Annotated in this window: 17 protein-coding genes and 1 riboswitch; of the genes, 7 read left to right on the top strand and 10 right to left on the bottom strand. The window is 35.1% G+C overall.

The window, feature by feature from the left end; genetic code table 11:
• Nucleotides 1-32: 32 nt before the first annotated feature.
• Nucleotides 33-839 (bottom strand): Cof-type HAD-IIB family hydrolase, encoded by an 807-nt coding sequence (locus tag ACUN0F_RS12745; RefSeq protein WP_000594231.1) that lies wholly within the window; start codon nt 837-839, stop codon nt 33-35.
• 165 nt (nt 840-1,004) lie between these two features.
• Between ACUN0F_RS12745 and glcT the strand changes: the two genes are divergently transcribed.
• From glcT to ptsP, 4 genes are all read left to right on the top strand, one after another.
• Complete coding sequence (gene glcT, locus ACUN0F_RS12750; protein WP_001067321.1) at nt 1,005-1,853, top strand: glucose PTS transporter transcription antiterminator GlcT; 849 nt, start codon at nt 1,005-1,007, stop codon at nt 1,851-1,853.
• Between the two features lie 339 nt (nt 1,854-2,192).
• Nucleotides 2,193-4,256, top strand: a complete 2,064-nt coding sequence (gene ptsG / locus ACUN0F_RS12755) for a PTS glucose transporter subunit IIABC (protein WP_000473194.1) — start codon at nt 2,193-2,195, stop codon at nt 4,254-4,256.
• A 135-nt stretch (nt 4,257-4,391) separates the two neighbouring features.
• Nucleotides 4,392-4,655, top strand: coding sequence for a phosphocarrier protein HPr (gene ptsH / locus ACUN0F_RS12760; RefSeq protein WP_000411080.1), 264 nt, complete (start codon nt 4,392-4,394; stop codon nt 4,653-4,655).
• Nucleotides 4,655-6,367: a phosphoenolpyruvate--protein phosphotransferase gene (gene ptsP, locus ACUN0F_RS12765; protein ID WP_264460851.1), complete on the top strand. Its 1,713-nt coding sequence runs from the start codon at nt 4,655-4,657 to the stop codon at nt 6,365-6,367. The genes ptsH and ptsP overlap by 1 nt, the downstream gene beginning before the upstream one ends.
• 97 nt (nt 6,368-6,464) lie before the next feature.
• On the opposite strand, the gene ACUN0F_RS12770 is transcribed toward ptsP, so the two are convergent.
• From ACUN0F_RS12770 to ACUN0F_RS12780, 3 genes are all read right to left on the bottom strand, one after another.
• Complete coding sequence (locus ACUN0F_RS12770; RefSeq protein ID WP_000468029.1) at nt 6,465-6,842, bottom strand: DUF3915 domain-containing protein; 378 nt, start codon at nt 6,840-6,842, stop codon at nt 6,465-6,467.
• A 196-nt stretch (nt 6,843-7,038) separates the two neighbouring features.
• A complete protein-coding gene (locus ACUN0F_RS12775; RefSeq protein ID WP_000100492.1) occupies nt 7,039-7,257 on the bottom strand; it encodes a hypothetical protein in 219 nt (72 codons plus the stop codon).
• Between the two features lie 289 nt (nt 7,258-7,546).
• A complete protein-coding gene (locus tag ACUN0F_RS12780; RefSeq protein WP_000180385.1) occupies nt 7,547-8,164 on the bottom strand; it encodes a nitroreductase family protein in 618 nt (205 codons plus the stop codon).
• Nucleotides 8,165-8,494: 330 nt separating this feature from the next.
• Here ACUN0F_RS12780 and ACUN0F_RS12785 point away from each other — a divergent pair, with 330 nt between their 5' ends.
• From ACUN0F_RS12785 to ACUN0F_RS12795, 3 genes are all read left to right on the top strand, one after another.
• The gene (locus ACUN0F_RS12785) at nt 8,495-9,787 is read left to right on the top strand and encodes a GGDEF domain-containing protein (protein ID WP_001023199.1); all 1,293 of its coding nucleotides are present in this window, start codon (nt 8,495-8,497) and stop codon (nt 9,785-9,787) included.
• A gap of 425 nt (nt 9,788-10,212) precedes the next feature.
• Complete coding sequence (locus tag ACUN0F_RS12790) at nt 10,213-11,091, top strand: NAD(P)-dependent oxidoreductase (RefSeq protein ID WP_264460852.1); 879 nt, start codon at nt 10,213-10,215, stop codon at nt 11,089-11,091.
• 5 nt (nt 11,092-11,096) lie between these two features.
• On the top strand, nt 11,097-11,429 hold the full coding sequence (locus tag ACUN0F_RS12795; protein WP_264460853.1) for a DUF3909 family protein: 333 nt from the start codon (nt 11,097-11,099) through the stop codon (nt 11,427-11,429).
• A 50-nt stretch (nt 11,430-11,479) separates the two neighbouring features.
• Here the strand turns inward: ACUN0F_RS12795 and ACUN0F_RS12800 are convergent, their stop codons facing one another.
• The 6 genes from ACUN0F_RS12800 to ACUN0F_RS12825 form a co-directional block, all read right to left on the bottom strand.
• Nucleotides 11,480-11,755, bottom strand: a complete 276-nt coding sequence (locus tag ACUN0F_RS12800; protein WP_000054671.1) for a hypothetical protein — start codon at nt 11,753-11,755, stop codon at nt 11,480-11,482.
• A 307-nt stretch (nt 11,756-12,062) separates the two neighbouring features.
• Nucleotides 12,063-12,575, bottom strand: coding sequence for a 1,2-dihydroxy-3-keto-5-methylthiopentene dioxygenase (locus tag ACUN0F_RS12805; RefSeq protein ID WP_445539545.1), 513 nt, complete (start codon nt 12,573-12,575; stop codon nt 12,063-12,065).
• A complete protein-coding gene (locus tag ACUN0F_RS12810) occupies nt 12,553-13,191 on the bottom strand; it encodes a methylthioribulose 1-phosphate dehydratase (protein ID WP_000811328.1) in 639 nt (212 codons plus the stop codon). Before ACUN0F_RS12810 ends, ACUN0F_RS12805 begins: the two co-directional genes overlap by 23 nt.
• On the bottom strand, nt 13,188-13,847 hold the full coding sequence (locus ACUN0F_RS12815) for a 2-hydroxy-3-keto-5-methylthiopentenyl-1-phosphate phosphatase (RefSeq protein WP_000027484.1): 660 nt from the start codon (nt 13,845-13,847) through the stop codon (nt 13,188-13,190). The genes ACUN0F_RS12810 and ACUN0F_RS12815 overlap by 4 nt, the downstream gene beginning before the upstream one ends.
• A complete protein-coding gene (mtnW, locus tag ACUN0F_RS12820) occupies nt 13,844-15,088 on the bottom strand; it encodes a 2,3-diketo-5-methylthiopentyl-1-phosphate enolase (RefSeq protein WP_445539546.1) in 1,245 nt (414 codons plus the stop codon). The genes ACUN0F_RS12815 and mtnW overlap by 4 nt, the downstream gene beginning before the upstream one ends.
• 64 nt (nt 15,089-15,152) lie before the next feature.
• Nucleotides 15,153-15,258: riboswitch (SAM riboswitch) on the bottom strand.
• A gap of 64 nt (nt 15,259-15,322) precedes the next feature.
• Nucleotides 15,323-16,501 (bottom strand): pyridoxal phosphate-dependent aminotransferase, encoded by a 1,179-nt coding sequence (locus ACUN0F_RS12825; protein ID WP_000765535.1) that lies wholly within the window; start codon nt 16,499-16,501, stop codon nt 15,323-15,325.
• Nucleotides 16,502-16,509 lie beyond the last annotated feature (8 nt).

The following is a 16,509-nucleotide window of genomic DNA, read 5'->3' on the forward strand; positions in this document are numbered from 1 at the left end:
TTTAACATGTAAAGAAAAAATACGACTCATCCTTACAAGGAGTGAGTCGTATTTTTATTATGGGCAATTACGTGGTTAACAGCATCTTTAACTGTATTTACTACATAGTGAGCGTGTTCTTTTACTGCTTCATCTGCTTGAGACATAGCAAAACTGTGAGGAGTTAAAGAAAACATCGGGATATCATTATAAGAATCCCCTATGCAAGCAACTTCCTCTGGTTGTAGTTGAAACTCTTTTAATAAAACAGAAATAGCAGAACCTTTACTAATATTAGGTGGCATTACATCTAAACATTGTTCTGCTGAAATGAAAGTACTAACTTTTCCGTGGAACTTTTCATCAATTTTTTTCTGAAGGAGTTGTAAGCTCTCCTTTGTTCCACCGACAGAGATTTTATTTGGGAAAATTGTATCATCTATTTTCTGTAATAAATTTGGTTCTTCAACAGAAGTCATTGTTACTTGTTGTTCCAGTTCGTGAATAAATGGTGTTTTTTCTTCAATATAGTAATTATGCTCATCACTTACATAACGAAAATAAGGATCTTTATTCGTCATATCTAACAACTCAGGAAGAATGCTGGAATCAAAAGTTGCAGATAAGAGTTGCTCATTTTTATCTGTATATACGAAAACACCATTAACACTAATACGATGGAAATTTGTATTTACAGCTTTCATTAAGTCTGCAATTTCATTATCAAGTCGTCCAGAGGCGAAGCAAAGAATAACATTTTGCTCAGCAAGACTACGAAGTGCTACAATATCTTGTTCGTCAATTAACCCTCCGTGTTGCATCATTGTACCATCGATATCACTTACAAACATTTTAATCATGTTGTTATCTCCTTTCTATGTACAGTTGCTCTTACATTATACGCATCATATATAAACATGTCTAAAAAATGAATTTTTATGAAATGGTAGATGTTTTACATTGACGACAAAGAAGAATGTTCTGTAACATAAAAGCAGGCTATTTAAGTACGAGGGTGGTGTTATATGAATAATTATCTAGAAATTAAAAAAGTTTTAAATAATAATGTCATCATTGCTAGCCATCCTGAACATGAGGAAGTAGTAGTGATTGGTAAAGGAATTGGATTTGGGAAAAAAGCGAAAGATGTATTGGAACAAGAACAAATTGAAAAAATGTTTGTTTTAAAAAATGAACGTGATCGTGAACAATACAAACTGTTAGTGCCGCATGTGAGTGAAAAACTAATTGAATTAATGAATGATATTATGTTCTACATTCAAGAAAAAGCAAAATCACCATTGAATGAACATATTCATATCGCTTTAACAGATCATATTTCTTTTGCGATTAAGCGGTTAAAACAAGGACTTACAATTGATAATCCTTTTTTAGTTGAAACGAAAATGCTCTATCCAGAGGAATATGAAATTGCTGAAGGTGTTGTAGACCTTTTAAATTCTCGTTTACAAATTACATTGCCAGAAGGAGAAATTGGTTTTATTGCACTCCATATTTACAGTTCGCTTACAAATTCAGATTTATCTTCAGTTAATCAAAACTCCCGTCTCATTGCACAGCTCGTATCTTTAATTGAGACAAACTTACAAATTACATTAGACCAAGAAAGTATCCATTATTTACGCCTTATCCGTCATTTACAATACGCAATTGAACGGGTAAAAAAAGGGGAAAAAGTAGAGGAATCACAAAGTTTTGCTGATTTATTAAAGGCAGAATATCCTGTCTGTTATAATTTAGCTTGGAAGCTAGTTAAGGTCATGCAAAAAGAATTGCAACTTCCTGTGTATGAAGCAGAGAGCATATATTTAACGATGCACCTGCAGCGCTTAGTGAAAGCAGAGCATGTGTAAAAAGACATATATTTTTGTCTAAAATGAAAACGTTAAAAAAAATCATTGAATCGCTTACAATAGTTATGTATAATAACTATTGCAAAGTTATACAAATTTCGACAAACACATTAAGGTAAGTAACGAAAACGTTTGCCTTAATTATAGTGAACTTATACGTAAACCTATTTTTGACACGTGTTACTGATTCGATCAGGCATGAGTGGAGAAAAGCAAGGAATGTAAGCTTGAGAAAGGGATATACTACCCTTTGTATAGCTATCGTTCTATCTTTTTTTCCTCATGTCTTTTTGGCGTTTGTCGGAAGGTATCAATATAGATAAGAGAGGAAGGGTTTCCATGTTTAAGAAGATCTTTGGTGTTCTTCAAAAAGTCGGAAAAGCGTTAATGCTTCCAGTTGCGATTTTACCGGCAGCAGGTATTTTACTTGGATTTGGTAATGCATTTCAAAATCCACAGTTAACAAATGTTATTCCTGCTTTAAAAGCAGATTGGTTCGTAATGGTAGCAAAAATTATGGAACAATCTGGTGATATTATTTTCGCTAACCTTGCATTATTATTCGCAGTTGGGGTAGCAATTGGTTTAGCTGGTGGAGACGGAGTAGCTGGATTAGCAGCGTTCGTCGGCTACTTAATTATGAACAAAACGATGAGTGTGTTCTTAGAAGTAGATAAGCTAGTGAAAGTAACAAGTTCTGGAGCAGACCCAGTAAAAATTGGATTTACAGATCCAGCATATGCAAACGTATTAGGAATTCCAACGCTACAAACGGGAGTGTTTGGTGGTATTATCGTCGGTATAGTAGCGGCATATTGCTACAATAAATACTTCAACATTGAATTACCATCATACTTAGGTTTCTTCGCAGGTAAGCGTTTCGTACCGATCGCAACTGCAACATTCTCTTTAGTAGTAGGTATAATCATGTGTTTCATTTGGCCATACATTCAAGGTGGCTTAAATACGTTCTCACATCAAATGATTGATGCAAATAGAACATTAGCAGCATTCATATTCGGTTTAATTGAACGTTCATTAATTCCATTTGGATTACATCATATTTTCTATTCACCGTTCTGGTTCGAATTCGGTCAGTATACAAATGCAGCTGGCGAATTAATCCGTGGTGACCAAAAAATCTTTATGGCACAGTTAAAAGACGGTGTAGAATTAACAGCAGGTACATTTACAACTGGTAAGTATCCGTTCATGATGTTCGGTCTTCCAGCAGCAGCATTAGCAATGTACCATGAAGCACGTCCAGAAAATAAAAAATTAGCAGCTGGTATTTTAGGTTCTGCTGCATTAACATCTTTCTTAACAGGTATTACAGAACCACTTGAATTTTCATTCTTATTCGTAGCACCAGTACTATTCGGAATTCACGCAGTATTCGCTGGTCTATCATTTATGACAATGCAAATTTTAGGTGTTAAAATTGGTATGACATTCTCTGGTGGTTTAATCGACTTTATGTTATTCGGTGTACTGCCAGGCCGTACAGCATGGTGGTGGGTAATTATTGTTGGTCTTGTACTAGCAGTTATTTACTACTTCGGATTCCGCTTTGCAATCCGTAAATGGGATTTAAAAACACCTGGTCGTGAAGTAGCAAATGCGAATGACGGCGCAGGTAAAACAGAAGCAGGAGAACTTCCACGTGAAGTATTAGTAGCACTTGGTGGTAAAGAAAACATTGCTTCTTTAGACGCTTGTATTACTCGTTTACGTGTTCAAGTTAACGAACAAAAGAATGTAAACAAAGATCGCTTAAAAGAGCTTGGAGCAGCTGGTGTACTTGAAGTTGGAAATAACATTCAAGCTATTTTTGGACCGAAATCTGACACGTTAAAATCACAAATTCATGATATTATGTCAGGTCGTACACCTCATGTTGAAAAAGAAGAGCCTGTAAAGGTAGAAGAAACTCCTAAACAAGTTGATGAAAACGAAACAATCGTATCACCAATTGAAGGGAAAATCTTACCGATTACAGAAGTACCTGATCAAGTATTCTCAGGAAAAATGATGGGAGACGGATTTGCAATCGAGCCAACAGAAGGAACAGTAGTTTCTCCAGTTAACGGTGAGATCGTTAACGTATTCCCTACAAAGCATGCGATTGGTATTCAATCTGAAGGCGGAAAAGAAATTTTAATCCACTTCGGTATTGATACTGTAAAATTAAATGGTGAAGGTTTTGAAGCACTTGTAGCACAAGGCGACAAAGTGAAACAAGGACAACCATTATTAAAAGTAGATCTTGCATTTGTAAAAGAAAATGCACCATCTATCATTACACCAATTGTCTTTACGAATTTACAACAAGGACAACAAGTCGAATTGAAAAAAGATGGAAATGTTAAGAAGGGCGAAAACGCTATTATTGACATTCAGTAGGAATTTGACGCAAAATGTTTATAATTATAATAGGCGATGTGGTTGACCGAACATCGCCTATTATATACAATAGATGATGTAGTACTCACGTCTATACAACTAAAAAATACTGTAATTTAAAGGAGATAAATTATCATGGAAAAAATCTTTAAAGTAACTAGCGACTCAGGAATTCATGCTCGTCCAGCAACTCTACTTGTAAACACTGCAAGCAAATTTGGTTCTGACATTAACTTAGAGTATAACGGAAAAAACGTTAACTTAAAATCAATCATGGGCGTTATGTCTTTAGGCATTCAACAAAACGCAGAAATTAAAATCACTGCAAATGGTGATGATGCAGCTCAAGCACTAGCAGCTATCGAAGAAACTATGAAAAACGAAGGATTAGGAGAATAATGACTCTTAACATTCAAGGGATCGCTGCATCAAGTGGGATTGCTATTGCAAAGGCTTTCAGACTTGAGAATCCTGAATTTAACATCGAAAAGAAATCAATTACAAACGAAGCTGCTGAAATTGCACGCTTAGACGCTGCGCTTGAAAAAGCAAAAACTGAATTAGAAGCAATTAAGGACCATGCTTTTGCTGAGCTGGGTGCTGATAAAGCTGCGATCTTTGAAGCACATTTATTAGTGTTAAATGATCCAGAACTAGTAAACCCAGTAAAAGATAAAGTAAATAGTGAAAAAGTAAATGCTGAATTTGCAATGGATGAAGTTGCATCAATGTTTATTTCTATGTTTGAAAACATGGATAACGAATATATGAAAGAACGTGCTGCGGACATTCGTGACGTAACAAAACGCGTTCTTGCACATTTACTAGGAATTAACTTCTCAAACCCTGGTACAATTTCTGAAGAAGTAATCATCATTGCTGAAGATTTAACACCATCTGATACAGCTCAGTTAAACCGTAAGTATGCAAAAGGTTTTACAACTGATATCGGTGGACGTACATCTCACTCTGCAATTATGGCTCGTTCTATGGAAATTCCTGCAGTTGTTGGTACGAAAGTTGTTATGGAGAAAATCCAAAACGGCGATATCGTAATCATCGACGGTTTAGATGGAGAAGTAATTGTAAATCCATCAGAAGAAACTCTTCGTTCTTTTGAAGAAAAGAAAGCGAAATTTGAAGAGCAAAAAACTGAATGGGCAAAATTAAAAGACCAAGCTACTGTAACAAGTGATGGACATCACGTTGAGCTTGTTGCAAATATCGGAACACCAAATGATGTACAAGGTATTATCGATAATGGCGGAGAAGGCGTTGGTTTATACCGTACAGAATTCTTATACATGGGCCGTGACAATCTTCCAACAGAAGAAGAGCAGTTCGAAGCGTATAAAGCAGTTCTTGAAGGTGTAAAAGAAGGTCAACCTGTTGTTGTTCGTACACTTGACATCGGTGGAGATAAAGAGCTTCCATACTTACATTTACCAAAAGAAATGAACCCATTCTTAGGATACCGTGCAATTCGCTTATGTCTTGATGAGCAAGATGTGTTCCGTACACAACTTCGTGCATTACTTCGTGCTAGCGTATACGGTAACTTAAAAATTATGTTCCCAATGATTGCAACTCTTGATGAGTTCCGTCAAGCGAAAGCAATCTTATTAGAAGAGAAAGCGAAACTTGTAGAAGCGGGTACAACTGTTTCTAATTCTATTGAAGTGGGTATGATGGTTGAAATCCCAGCTTCAGCAGTATTAGCAGATCAATTCGCAAAAGAAGTTGATTTCTTCTCTATCGGAACAAATGACTTAATCCAATACACAATGGCTGCAGACCGTATGAACGAACAAGTAGCTTACTTATACCAACCATATAACCCATCTATTTTACGTCTTGTAAAAATGGTTATCGACGCGGCTCATAAAGAAGGCAAATGGGCTGGTATGTGTGGTGAGATGGCGGGAGATTCACTTGCTATCCCATTATTATTAGGATTAGGTTTAGATGAGTTCAGTATGAGTGCAACATCTATTCTTCCTGCAAGAACACAACTAAGTAAGTTGTCAAAAGCAGAAATGGAAACATTAGCAGAAAAAGCATTAATGATGTCAACTGCTGAAGAAGTTGTTGAACTAGTTAAAAGCATATAATCAATAAAAAAACCTGAGTCGATTTGAAATCGGTCTCAGGTTTTTTCTATGAGAAAAGTAAATCTTATTTTCTTACTATAGAGGATAAGGAACAGAATTAGATAGCGATAGCAACGATATCAGTTGGGCATACACGTAAAATACCAGTAAAAGTATTTCGGTTTTGATTGTGCTTATCATCTTTGTTATTATCTTTATTATCTTTATCATTGTTATTACGAGCTAAAGCAGAGAAAAGAGCAACACCGTTAGCGAAACCTTCAAAAATTACATTGTTGAAAGTGCCATTACCTCTAATGCTTAAAAGAGAAAGTTCTGTTCCAACTGAAATGCTAGCAAGTACGTTACATACAGCTGGTTGTTGTGGTTTTACCTCTCTCTCTCTCTCTTTCTCGCGATGGTCACGATGGTCGCACTCTCTTTCACGATGATGACAGTCTCTAAAGTTATCACAGCATCCAAATGATCCAAACATAATCCTCATCACCCCCTTCACACTTATAATCTATGTAAGTTCGGTAGTGAGTGACTGGACAGAGAGTGGAATTTTTTCTGGGTGATTTTCTCATTTTAAAAGACTAGCTGGGTGTTTAGTACGGAATGATGTTTAAAATAGGGGAAATATCACAAAAAAGTGTAAAGACCACCGAAATGAATGAAATAGGTAGGCTTTACACTTTTTTACTTTTATATAAAACGATGATATATACAGGGAGAGCTAAGAGTAGTGGTGCAATGGATCTTGCAGTATGTTTTTCTGCGTCTAATTGGAACGTTTCTTCTTTTGGGAATTGTAACACTGATATGTTTGTAGCATCGCCAATAAAATATAACAGCAGTACAGTTACTATGTAACTTAAAAGTGCGATAAAGCTTCCGTATGAACTCAATAAAATCCCTCTCTTGTTATCTATTTGTTATCATTGTATCATAATTGTAACAAAAACACACGGTTATATTTCGATGTTTTAACAAAATTCGACACGAAACGCCATTTATGTGTATGGGAATAGCATGAAATTTACTATTTTTTTATGTATAGATGTCGAATAATACATTGTAATATTACGGGTGTGTGACAGAAGAAAAAGAAACGAAGGTAATGAAATTACCTTCGTTTCTTTTTTATCCCGTATTAACAGGCAGTAAGCCCCTCACATTGATTAAAGGTTCACTTTATTATTTTGCCCATTCACTCACTTGTTCTACGCTCATTCGTGGTGCAGGATGACCTTTTAAAGTTGATTCACCAATTGTAATAAGCATAATTGGTACGTAACGAGATGAAACATTGAATTCTTCTGTAAGTGCTTGTGGGTTGAAACCACCAATAGCACAAGTATCCCAGCCAGTTGCTTTAGCCGCAAGCATAAGTTGCATTGCGGCTAAAGATGCATTTGAAAAGGCTGCATCTCTTGGGAATTGCTCACGAGCATATGCAGACTCAATATTTTTAGCTAAGCGCTCTTTTGCTTCTTCTTTCATAAATCCTTGTTCTACAATTGGACCATAAACTGGTTCAACGTTTTTATAAGCTTCTAAATCACCTAAAATAGCGACTACAGCAGAAGCATCAAGTATTTGTTGCTGGTTATAAGCAATTGGATGCAATCGTTTCTGTACATCTTCACCTTGGAATACAAGGAATTTCCAGTGCTGCAAGTTCCAAGCAGAAGGTGCTTGAGCAGCTCCCTTTAAAATCTCGTGTAACTCTGTAGATGAAATTTCTTTCTCTGGGTTGAATGCACGTGTAGATGTGCGTTCGTATAGAACATTAAAAAAGTTGTCGTTTGTCATTATATATCCTCCAAGTAACATATCAAATTATAAAAAAATACATGTAATATATTCTACTTACATTTTGTAAGTTGTCGAATTTAAGAATATAATATCTTTATTTTAATTGTCAAGTTTTAAAGAGGAAGCTAGGGCATTCATACAAACGATACAATTCCTATAATCATACACTAGAAAAGGAATTTATAGAGAAAAAGCGAAGAGAGCATTCTCAATTAGCTTGTTAATATGTATCCCTCACTCATTAAAGTATTTAGAGAACAGTCTTTTTATAAAATGTTTGTGAGGAATGCAGTAGAACAAGATATATGAAGTGAGTGAAGACTAGTGATGAACATACTACATTTTTTATTAGAGAATACGGTTTTCCAAAATGTATTACAAGATCTTCAGTTAAATGTCCTTTATATAGAAAATGGATGTACACATCAACAAACGATAGAAAATATTCATCCAAAATGTATGTTTATAGCAAATAGTTTTGAAGAAGGAGAATTATTGTTTCAGAGAACAAAACCACATATTGTAATTATGTATGTAACAGATTTTTCTCAAATAAAATATATAAAGAATATGTATAATCCACAGAGTACATTTATTGTCATTTGGGATCAACAGATAACAAGCGAGTTTGCAGAGGTGCTTACGTTAGGAATACGTAATATTGTGATAGCTCCTGTGACTCCACAAATGGTGTTAGAGGAAGTGAATAAGAGTTTGTATCAGCTTTCTTTAGTGCGGCAAGTAAGTTTGCAACAAGAATTACTTCAAACGATGTTTGATTTTCAAAATGATCTATTATTTATAGTAGAAGACGATGAGATTGTTGATTGTAATACAAATTTCTTAGAGTTTTTCGGATATGAAAATTTATTTGCCTATCGTGAGCAACATTTAGTATTTGCTGAACATTTTATTAGAGAAAACGGATACTATTCAACAACTCACGATATAACATGGTTAGATGATACATTATCATATGATAGAAGAATTAAGATGTCCAATTATGAAGGGGAAGTGTCAACTTTTTTATTGCGTGCGACACCACTGCCAGAAGATTTATCAAGATTTATTGTGAAGTGTACAGAGATTACAGAATTAGATGAAATCTATCAAGAACAAGAAAGGCTTGCTATGATAGATTCGTTAACAGAGATTTATAATCGTTTGAAGTTCCAACAAATACTAGAGGCAGAATGGGATAATGCAATGCGTAACGATGAAAAAATAGCACTTATTTTATTTGACATAGATAATTTTAAAACAGTAAATGACACGTATGGCCATGATTTTGGTGACTTAGCATTAATTCAGCTTGCAGAGCTTATGAAATCTAAAGTGGAGCAGCAACATGTATTTGCAAGGTGGGGAGGAGAAGAATTTATTATATTAGTAACGAATACAGTAGAAAAAGAAGCATTTCAGGTTGCGGAATCATTACGATTTTTCATTGAAACAAAGCATTTCTCGGGAATTTCGAAATTAACAGCGAGTTTTGGAGTCGCGTTATATGAACAAGGGATTACAAGAGAAGAATTAATGCAACGAGCGGATATTGCATTATATGAAGCAAAAAAAAATGGTAAAAATCAAGTGTGTGTATATAGAAAAGAAAAAAAGTGATTTTTCGCAACAAATTGTTGCGATTTTTTTTGTCTAATTATAGAATGAGAAAAATATATGTATGTAAGTACACAATAAATATAATGAAGATTGTTATATTATTTGTAGAGTTTATGGTGTAACCTATTATTTAATTCCGCATTACCTAGCCGTAAAAGCCTAATGTCTGGGCTAATTAGGAGGACAATCTCTTTTTATTTTATTGCAAATTAAGGGGAAGAATAACAGTAATTCCTGTTATTGGACTGATAATATTAGAGAATATAGAGGGAGATAAAAAGGTTAGTATCATAAAAAAAGTAGATCGATCTTTAGTATGAAAGTAATGTAATGAGAAGTTTTGGTTGGAGATAAAGAACGTGTTATATTGAATAAAGAGTTCTGAAATATAGTAAGAGAGTTATTAGAACAAAGGGGATGGGAAAGTGGAACGTAAAAATGTATCAATAGGTTTCATCGGTATTGGTGTAATGGGAAAAAGTATGGTGCGTCATTTAATGCAAGACGGCTATAAAGTATATGTATATAATAGAACGAAAACGAAGACAGACTCTTTAGTGCAAGATGGTGCGAATTGGTGTGATACACCGAAAGAGTTAGTGAAGCAAGTTGATGTTGTAATGACTATGGTTGGATATCCACATGATGTAGAAGAAGTGTATTTTGGGATAGATGGAATTTTGGAGAATGCAAATGAAGGTACGATAGCAATTGATTTCACGACATCTACACCAACATTGGCAAAACGTATTAACGAAACTGGTAAAAGTAAGAATGTATATACGTTAGATGCGCCTGTATCTGGAGGAGACGTTGGTGCGAAAGAAGCAAGGCTCGCAATTATGGTCGGTGGCGAAAAAGAAATATATGAAAAATGTTTACCATTATTTGGAAAACTAGGGACAAATATTCAGTTGCAAGGACCAGCTGGAAGTGGACAACATACAAAAATGTGCAATCAAATTGCGATTGCTTCTAACATGATTGGAGTATGTGAAGCTGTTGCTTATGCGAAAAAAGCTGGACTAGACCCAGATAAAGTATTAGAGAGTATTTCAACGGGAGCAGCAGGTAGCTGGTCATTGAGTAACTTAGCTCCTCGAATGTTAAAGGGAGATTTTGAACCAGGGTTTTATGTAAAGCATTTTATGAAAGATATGAAGATAGCTTTAGATGAGGCTGAAAAATTACAATTGCCAGTACCAGGTTTAAGTTTGGCGAAGGAATTGTATGAAGAGTTAATGAAAGATGGGGAAGAGAATAGCGGAACACAAGTTTTATACAAAAAATACATAAGGGGGTAAATGAGATGGATCTTCAAAAATTTGATGAGATGATTGATACTGTTCAGCGAGCAACTTGTATACAAATTAGTGCAAAACAAAAAGAAGCTTTTAAACAAAAATATGATTTTGAGCCGGAATTCGAATATGGAAGAGATGAGAAGGGGCATTATGTTATTCGAGCTTCAAAAAAGATGTTAGAAGAAATGGAGTTTTATTTGGCATTGAAATATGATCGAGATGGGGTTGATCTTTATATGCAAGCAGAGATTGACGGTATATGTCACGTATCTGTTAGCTATAGTGAAGATGTCCTACATTTACAAGAATTGTTTCAATTTCTAGAAGAAAATAAATAAAAGTCCTCATTTGAGGACTTTTATTTATTTAGGTATATTTAATTTTATAATTACAAGCTAGAAGCACGGCGGCATCGTTCAATTGGGAATGGAATAACTTGCGCGATGTGATTAGGACCAAATTGTTTTGCACGAGCATGGCGTACTATATAAAATGCACACAGAATTGAAACAGGAATAGCGCCGAATAAACCAAAAAATAAAGCGCTTACACAAGATGCGACAAAACCTAAAACACCAACTTCTAACTCTTCCATAATAGCTCCTAGAATAACAGGAAGTGCTCCACACGTAACCCCTAGTATAAGTGCGATAAGTAAACTCATGATTATCCCCCTCTGTTTGCGATATTCTTTTCCTTATTAGTTATTTGTAGTATATCATATACAAAACAGAATTTTCAGAAAAAATTCAAAAAAAGTTCAATAAATGTTCAAAAAGTGTTAATAAATACACTTAAAAAATAGAAGGAGAAGATTGTTTTTGAACGGAAGGACTCATACGATTGAGAAAATAAAAAATCAGGCTTATTTCATTTTTTGAAATAAGCCTGTTCCATAGGAGGATGTATATATGTAGAGTGAATAAAAGGTTGGAAAAGGGGATCCAAGTCCTTTTATTCAACTAACTACCTTAATAAATTGGAACCCAGCCTTCAGTTGTAACAAAAATACGAATAGCTACAACTTGACGATCATCTTGCAAGGTAAAATAGTGTCTTGCATTTTCTGGAACAGATATGAGATCGCCTGGCTCAAGTTCAACGTCAAAGAATTTGCCATCTTTTCCTTCAATGGCAAAGATGCCATGTCCACTAACAATAAAGCGAACTTCATCATCGGTATGATGGTGTTCTTTTTGGAAATTAATTAATAATTCGTCAAGGTTAGGTGTGCTATTTGAAAGTGAAATTACATCATGTGCTTTATAACCTCGGCGCGCTGAAACATCAGCGATTTCTTTTGAAAACACAGCTAATATTTCAGCCTTGTTTTCATCTGTTAACAAATAATTTTCATTTAAATAAGTAGGAAGTTTAGAGATGTTCCATTTCTCATATAAAACGCCTTTCTCTTGTAGAAATTTAGATACTTCCACTTCATTTTCTATGCGAGTATTTACTTCATGAATACGAATTTGCGCCATTAGAAACGCCTCCTTGAATTGATAATAGTTTTATATGAAATTGGAATAAAAACTCATAAGCTTCTAATCTTTTCTTTGCATCAAAGCTATCTCGGCCCCATACGGTAATACCGTGGTTACGAATTAATACTGCTCCCGAATCTCCTTGTATGTGCTTTCGGAAGTTTTCTCCAAGCGTTGGGATATGGGCATGGTTTTCGATAATAGGAATGTGAATTGTTGCACCTTCTTCCCAAATATCGAGAGCTTTAATAATTTCTTGATTTTGAAGGGTGACTGCATCACTATATAAATTTGTGATGACATTATTATCAGTTGTATGAACATGAAGTACGCACCCAGCATTCGTATTGTTATAAATATGTGTATGCAATATTGTTTCTGCTGAAGGGCGTAATTCAGTCTCTAATACGGGAACCCCTAGATGATCTACTAATAGGAAATCATCTGGAGTAGTTTTTGTTTTATCTTTACCACTTGCTGTAATAAGAAAAGTAAGTGGCTCATGACTAACCTTTATAGAAATATTACCACTCGTTGCTGGAAACCAATTTCGTGTTGTTAATTCTTTTTTTATCTCGCTTAAGTCATACCATTGACGAAAAAGTTGTTTCATGATTTCACCTCCAACAAATGTTTTAATTGGGTTTGAACATCGTGAAATGTTTCAAACGGTGTATAAGCAATATAATTCTCTTCACACTTTGTAATAAGGAAGTCGCGAGCGAATACTTTATCTGCTTGTTTTGCAGCTTGTAAATCAGTAATTGAATCCCCAATCACAATATGGAAGTCATTCGTATCACTTAATTTACGAATTAAAGATGATTTGCATAATCCGCAATGATTTTGACAATGATGATCACAAGGATGAGGCCACTTAACTGTAATGAATTCACTTGAAAAGTCTGTTTCATTACAGTAAATTTGCTCTTTTGGAATGATTCCTTGTAAGAGTGGATAGACGAAGAAATCCATTCCACCTGATATAACGTAAAAAGAAATGTTATTTTCATTTACAAATTGTATAAATTCATGAAAACCACTACGGATTTCAGCAGTTTTTATTAAAAATTGAATCATATCATCGTGTAGACTAGTAGGTATTAATTGAAATAATTGAGAAACACCTTCTTGAATAGACAGCTCTTGTGATAAAATTCTATTCTTTACTTCTTCGGCTTCTGGTGGTGCGAATTTTTCCATAATGGACATAATGTTATCATTATTTGTAATCGTGCCATCGAAATCACAAAATACTTGAATACTCATAATTTCACCCCATGAGAGGGATTTTCCCATATTTGTAGTGCACTATGTAAATTTATGTCATCTACTTCATGGAGTGGTGTATTTTGCAAAGTAGCATTAATTGCAGTACGGAAAGCTTTACCGCCCCCTTGCGCCCCACTTGGATGCCCATGTATCCCGCCGCCAGCATTAATAACAACATCTTTACCGAAATCTCGTAGAATAAAGGGAACGAAACCAGGATGAATACCAGCAGACGGAACAGAAAAACTCTTCTTGAAAAATGCATCGTCTTCAGTTAAATGTTTTGAGATGGCAAGAGCCTCCTCTTTTTCTAGTGCAACACTTCCGTATGGAGATGGGAATAATGAAAAGTCAGCCCCAGCATAACGTAGTAGCTTTCCTAGTAATAATGGAGAGGAAACTCCATATAACTTGGATGCTGAATAAGCACCACTTACAGCAGGGTGTGCCATAATAGGAACTGGGATTTCATCATCTTCTGCAAGTGATTGTAGTACATCTAGTCCGTAAGCAAATACATTAAATAATAGAATATCTGCCCCAGCTTGCACTGCGCGTTTCGCATTTTCTTTTAAATCAAAAGTTCGTCCTGTTAAATTTACGGCATATAACGTTTTATGTCCGTATGTTTCATATACGGATTCTAAAACCTCTTTTCCAGATACAATGCGTTTCGTAAGTGGTGTTAATGTATTCTCAAATAATATTTCATCATCTTTTACTATATCTACACCACCAATTGCTTGATCGCGTAATTGCGTTTTTAAATACCCAATATTTCGTCCAATCATTCCTTTAAAAATACTCATTAAAAGGGGACGCTCATGCACTTGTAAAAGATTTCGAATACCATCTATCCCGAATTTTGGACCAGGGAAATATTGTTTTAACTCGTCTGAAAATGTTAAGTCGATTAATTTCACTTCACCATCAAGTGATAGCTTTCCGAATGTAGTTGTTAAAATTGCTGGTAAGTCCGGACTGAAGTTTAATAACGGATATTCGATTTTAATAATTCCGCGTTTTACTTTTTTACGTAAATACGAATTGGTATGTTCTTGTTCAGCTAGTTCCTCAACATGAATGACGTTGCCTTTATGCTGTTTTAATTGTTCTTGCAATAAGTGTGGCAAATGAGTCCAAGAGCCAATTGTTAAACCGAGTGCAATTTGCTCGGCTTTTTTTTCTAAGTTATGTGAATCATCATGGATTAAATACGTTGCTATAATTCCGCTCATTGTTAAAACCTCCTAGTTAAATAAAAAAACCTCTCAGCTAAGGAGAGGTTTTTTTACAACCAGCTCCTTATCTGTCAGCATAATGCTGCGAGAATTAGCACCGTGTCTACAATTGTAGATCGGTTGCCGGGTTTCGTCGGGCTCGTCCCTCCACCTGCTCTTGATAAGAAGTATTTAGAAATGTTTAAATTTTTAAGATAACTGAATTTTGTCAGATATTTTTCATGTTGTCAATTACTTTTTGAAAAAATTTAATTTATCAATTCGATTAATGGCTTCTCGTAATCTATCTTCTGTATGCAAGAGACCAACACGGACATATCCTTCGCCATGTTCACCAAATCCAACACCAGGAGCAACTGCAACGTGTGCTTTTTCTAGTAAAATATTAGAAAATTGCTCAGATGTATATCCTTTCGGAACAGGAAGCCATGCAAAGAATGAGCCTGTTGGAATATCTACATTCCAACCAATTGAGTGACAAGCTGAAACAAGAGCGTTTCTTCGAGATTCGTAACTATTTACAAGGTCTATTACGCAAGATTGTGAACTTAATAGTGCTTCGCGGGCAGCATCTTGAACTGCACCAAAAATACTAACATACATATGATCTTGTAATAAGTTAATTGTCTCAATCACACTTTCATTCCCCACAGCAAAAGCGATGCGCCATCCAGCCATATTGAAAGTTTTCGATAGAGTGTAAATTTCAATACCTGTATTTTTAGCACCGTCTGCTTGCAAGAAACTAACAGGTTTTTGACCATCGAATCCAATAGCACCGTAAGCAAAATCATGAACGACTAATATATTATGTTTATTAGCAAAATGAATGGTTTCATCAAAGAAATCTTTTGATGCAGTAGCACCAGTAGGATTATTTGGATAGTTTAAAAACATTAACTTTGCACGCTTAGCGGTAGTGGCATCAATTTTTGTATAATCTGGTAAAAAATTATTTTCTGCAATAAGCGGCATTGTTACAAATTGTGCTTTTGCTAAAGCAACTCCTGATAAATAATCTGGATAGCCTGGATCTGGAACGAGAATAGTATCACCAGGGTTTGTAAAACAAACTGGTAATTCTACTAATCCAGCTTTTCCACCAAACAAAATAGCAACTTCTGTTTTTGGATTTACTACTACATCATATTCGCGTTGATAGAATGTTGCCACGGCTTCTTTTAAACTTTCGTGTCCGCGAAATGGCGGATATTTATGATGAATGGTCTTTTCAGCAGCATCTTGTAAAGCTTTTACGATATGCTGCGGTGTTGGTTGATCTGGATTACCTTGACCTAGATTAATAACATCGTGACCAGCTGCAACGACTTTGTTAACTTTTGCAACAAGTGAAGCAAAAAATTGTGTAGGCAATGATGTTACTATCTCAGAAGGTTGAAATAATTTCATACTTTCCA

The sequence above is a fragment of the Bacillus sp. 1A genome, from assembly GCF_052682215.1.

What these genes read in the sequence shown, in the direction of transcription:
- ACUN0F_RS12745 (WP_000594231.1), bottom strand. Translation starts at nt 839, where the DNA reads ATGATTAAAATGTTTGTAAGTGATATCGATGGTACAATGATGCAACAC.
- glcT (WP_001067321.1), top strand. Translation starts at nt 1,005, where the DNA reads ATGAATAATTATCTAGAAATTAAAAAAGTTTTAAATAATAATGTCATC.
- ptsG (WP_000473194.1), top strand. Translation starts at nt 2,193, where the DNA reads ATGTTTAAGAAGATCTTTGGTGTTCTTCAAAAAGTCGGAAAAGCGTTA.
- ptsH (WP_000411080.1), top strand. Translation starts at nt 4,392, where the DNA reads ATGGAAAAAATCTTTAAAGTAACTAGCGACTCAGGAATTCATGCTCGT.
- ptsP (WP_264460851.1), top strand. Translation starts at nt 4,655, where the DNA reads ATGACTCTTAACATTCAAGGGATCGCTGCATCAAGTGGGATTGCTATT.
- ACUN0F_RS12770 (WP_000468029.1), bottom strand. Translation starts at nt 6,842, where the DNA reads ATGTTTGGATCATTTGGATGCTGTGATAACTTTAGAGACTGTCATCAT.
- ACUN0F_RS12780 (WP_000180385.1), bottom strand. Translation starts at nt 8,164, where the DNA reads ATGACAAACGACAACTTTTTTAATGTTCTATACGAACGCACATCTACA.
- ACUN0F_RS12785 (WP_001023199.1), top strand. Translation starts at nt 8,495, where the DNA reads ATGAACATACTACATTTTTTATTAGAGAATACGGTTTTCCAAAATGTA.
- ACUN0F_RS12795 (WP_264460853.1), top strand. Translation starts at nt 11,097, where the DNA reads ATGGATCTTCAAAAATTTGATGAGATGATTGATACTGTTCAGCGAGCA.
- ACUN0F_RS12800 (WP_000054671.1), bottom strand. Translation starts at nt 11,755, where the DNA reads ATGAGTTTACTTATCGCACTTATACTAGGGGTTACGTGTGGAGCACTT.
- ACUN0F_RS12805 (WP_445539545.1), bottom strand. Translation starts at nt 12,575, where the DNA reads ATGGCGCAAATTCGTATTCATGAAGTAAATACTCGCATAGAAAATGAA.
- ACUN0F_RS12810 (WP_000811328.1), bottom strand. Translation starts at nt 13,191, where the DNA reads ATGAAACAACTTTTTCGTCAATGGTATGACTTAAGCGAGATAAAAAAA.
- ACUN0F_RS12815 (WP_000027484.1), bottom strand. Translation starts at nt 13,847, where the DNA reads ATGAGTATTCAAGTATTTTGTGATTTCGATGGCACGATTACAAATAAT.
- mtnW (WP_445539546.1), bottom strand. Translation starts at nt 15,088, where the DNA reads ATGAGCGGAATTATAGCAACGTATTTAATCCATGATGATTCACATAAC.
- ACUN0F_RS12825 (WP_000765535.1), bottom strand. Translation starts at nt 16,501, where the DNA reads ATGAAATTATTTCAACCTTCTGAGATAGTAACATCATTGCCTACACAA.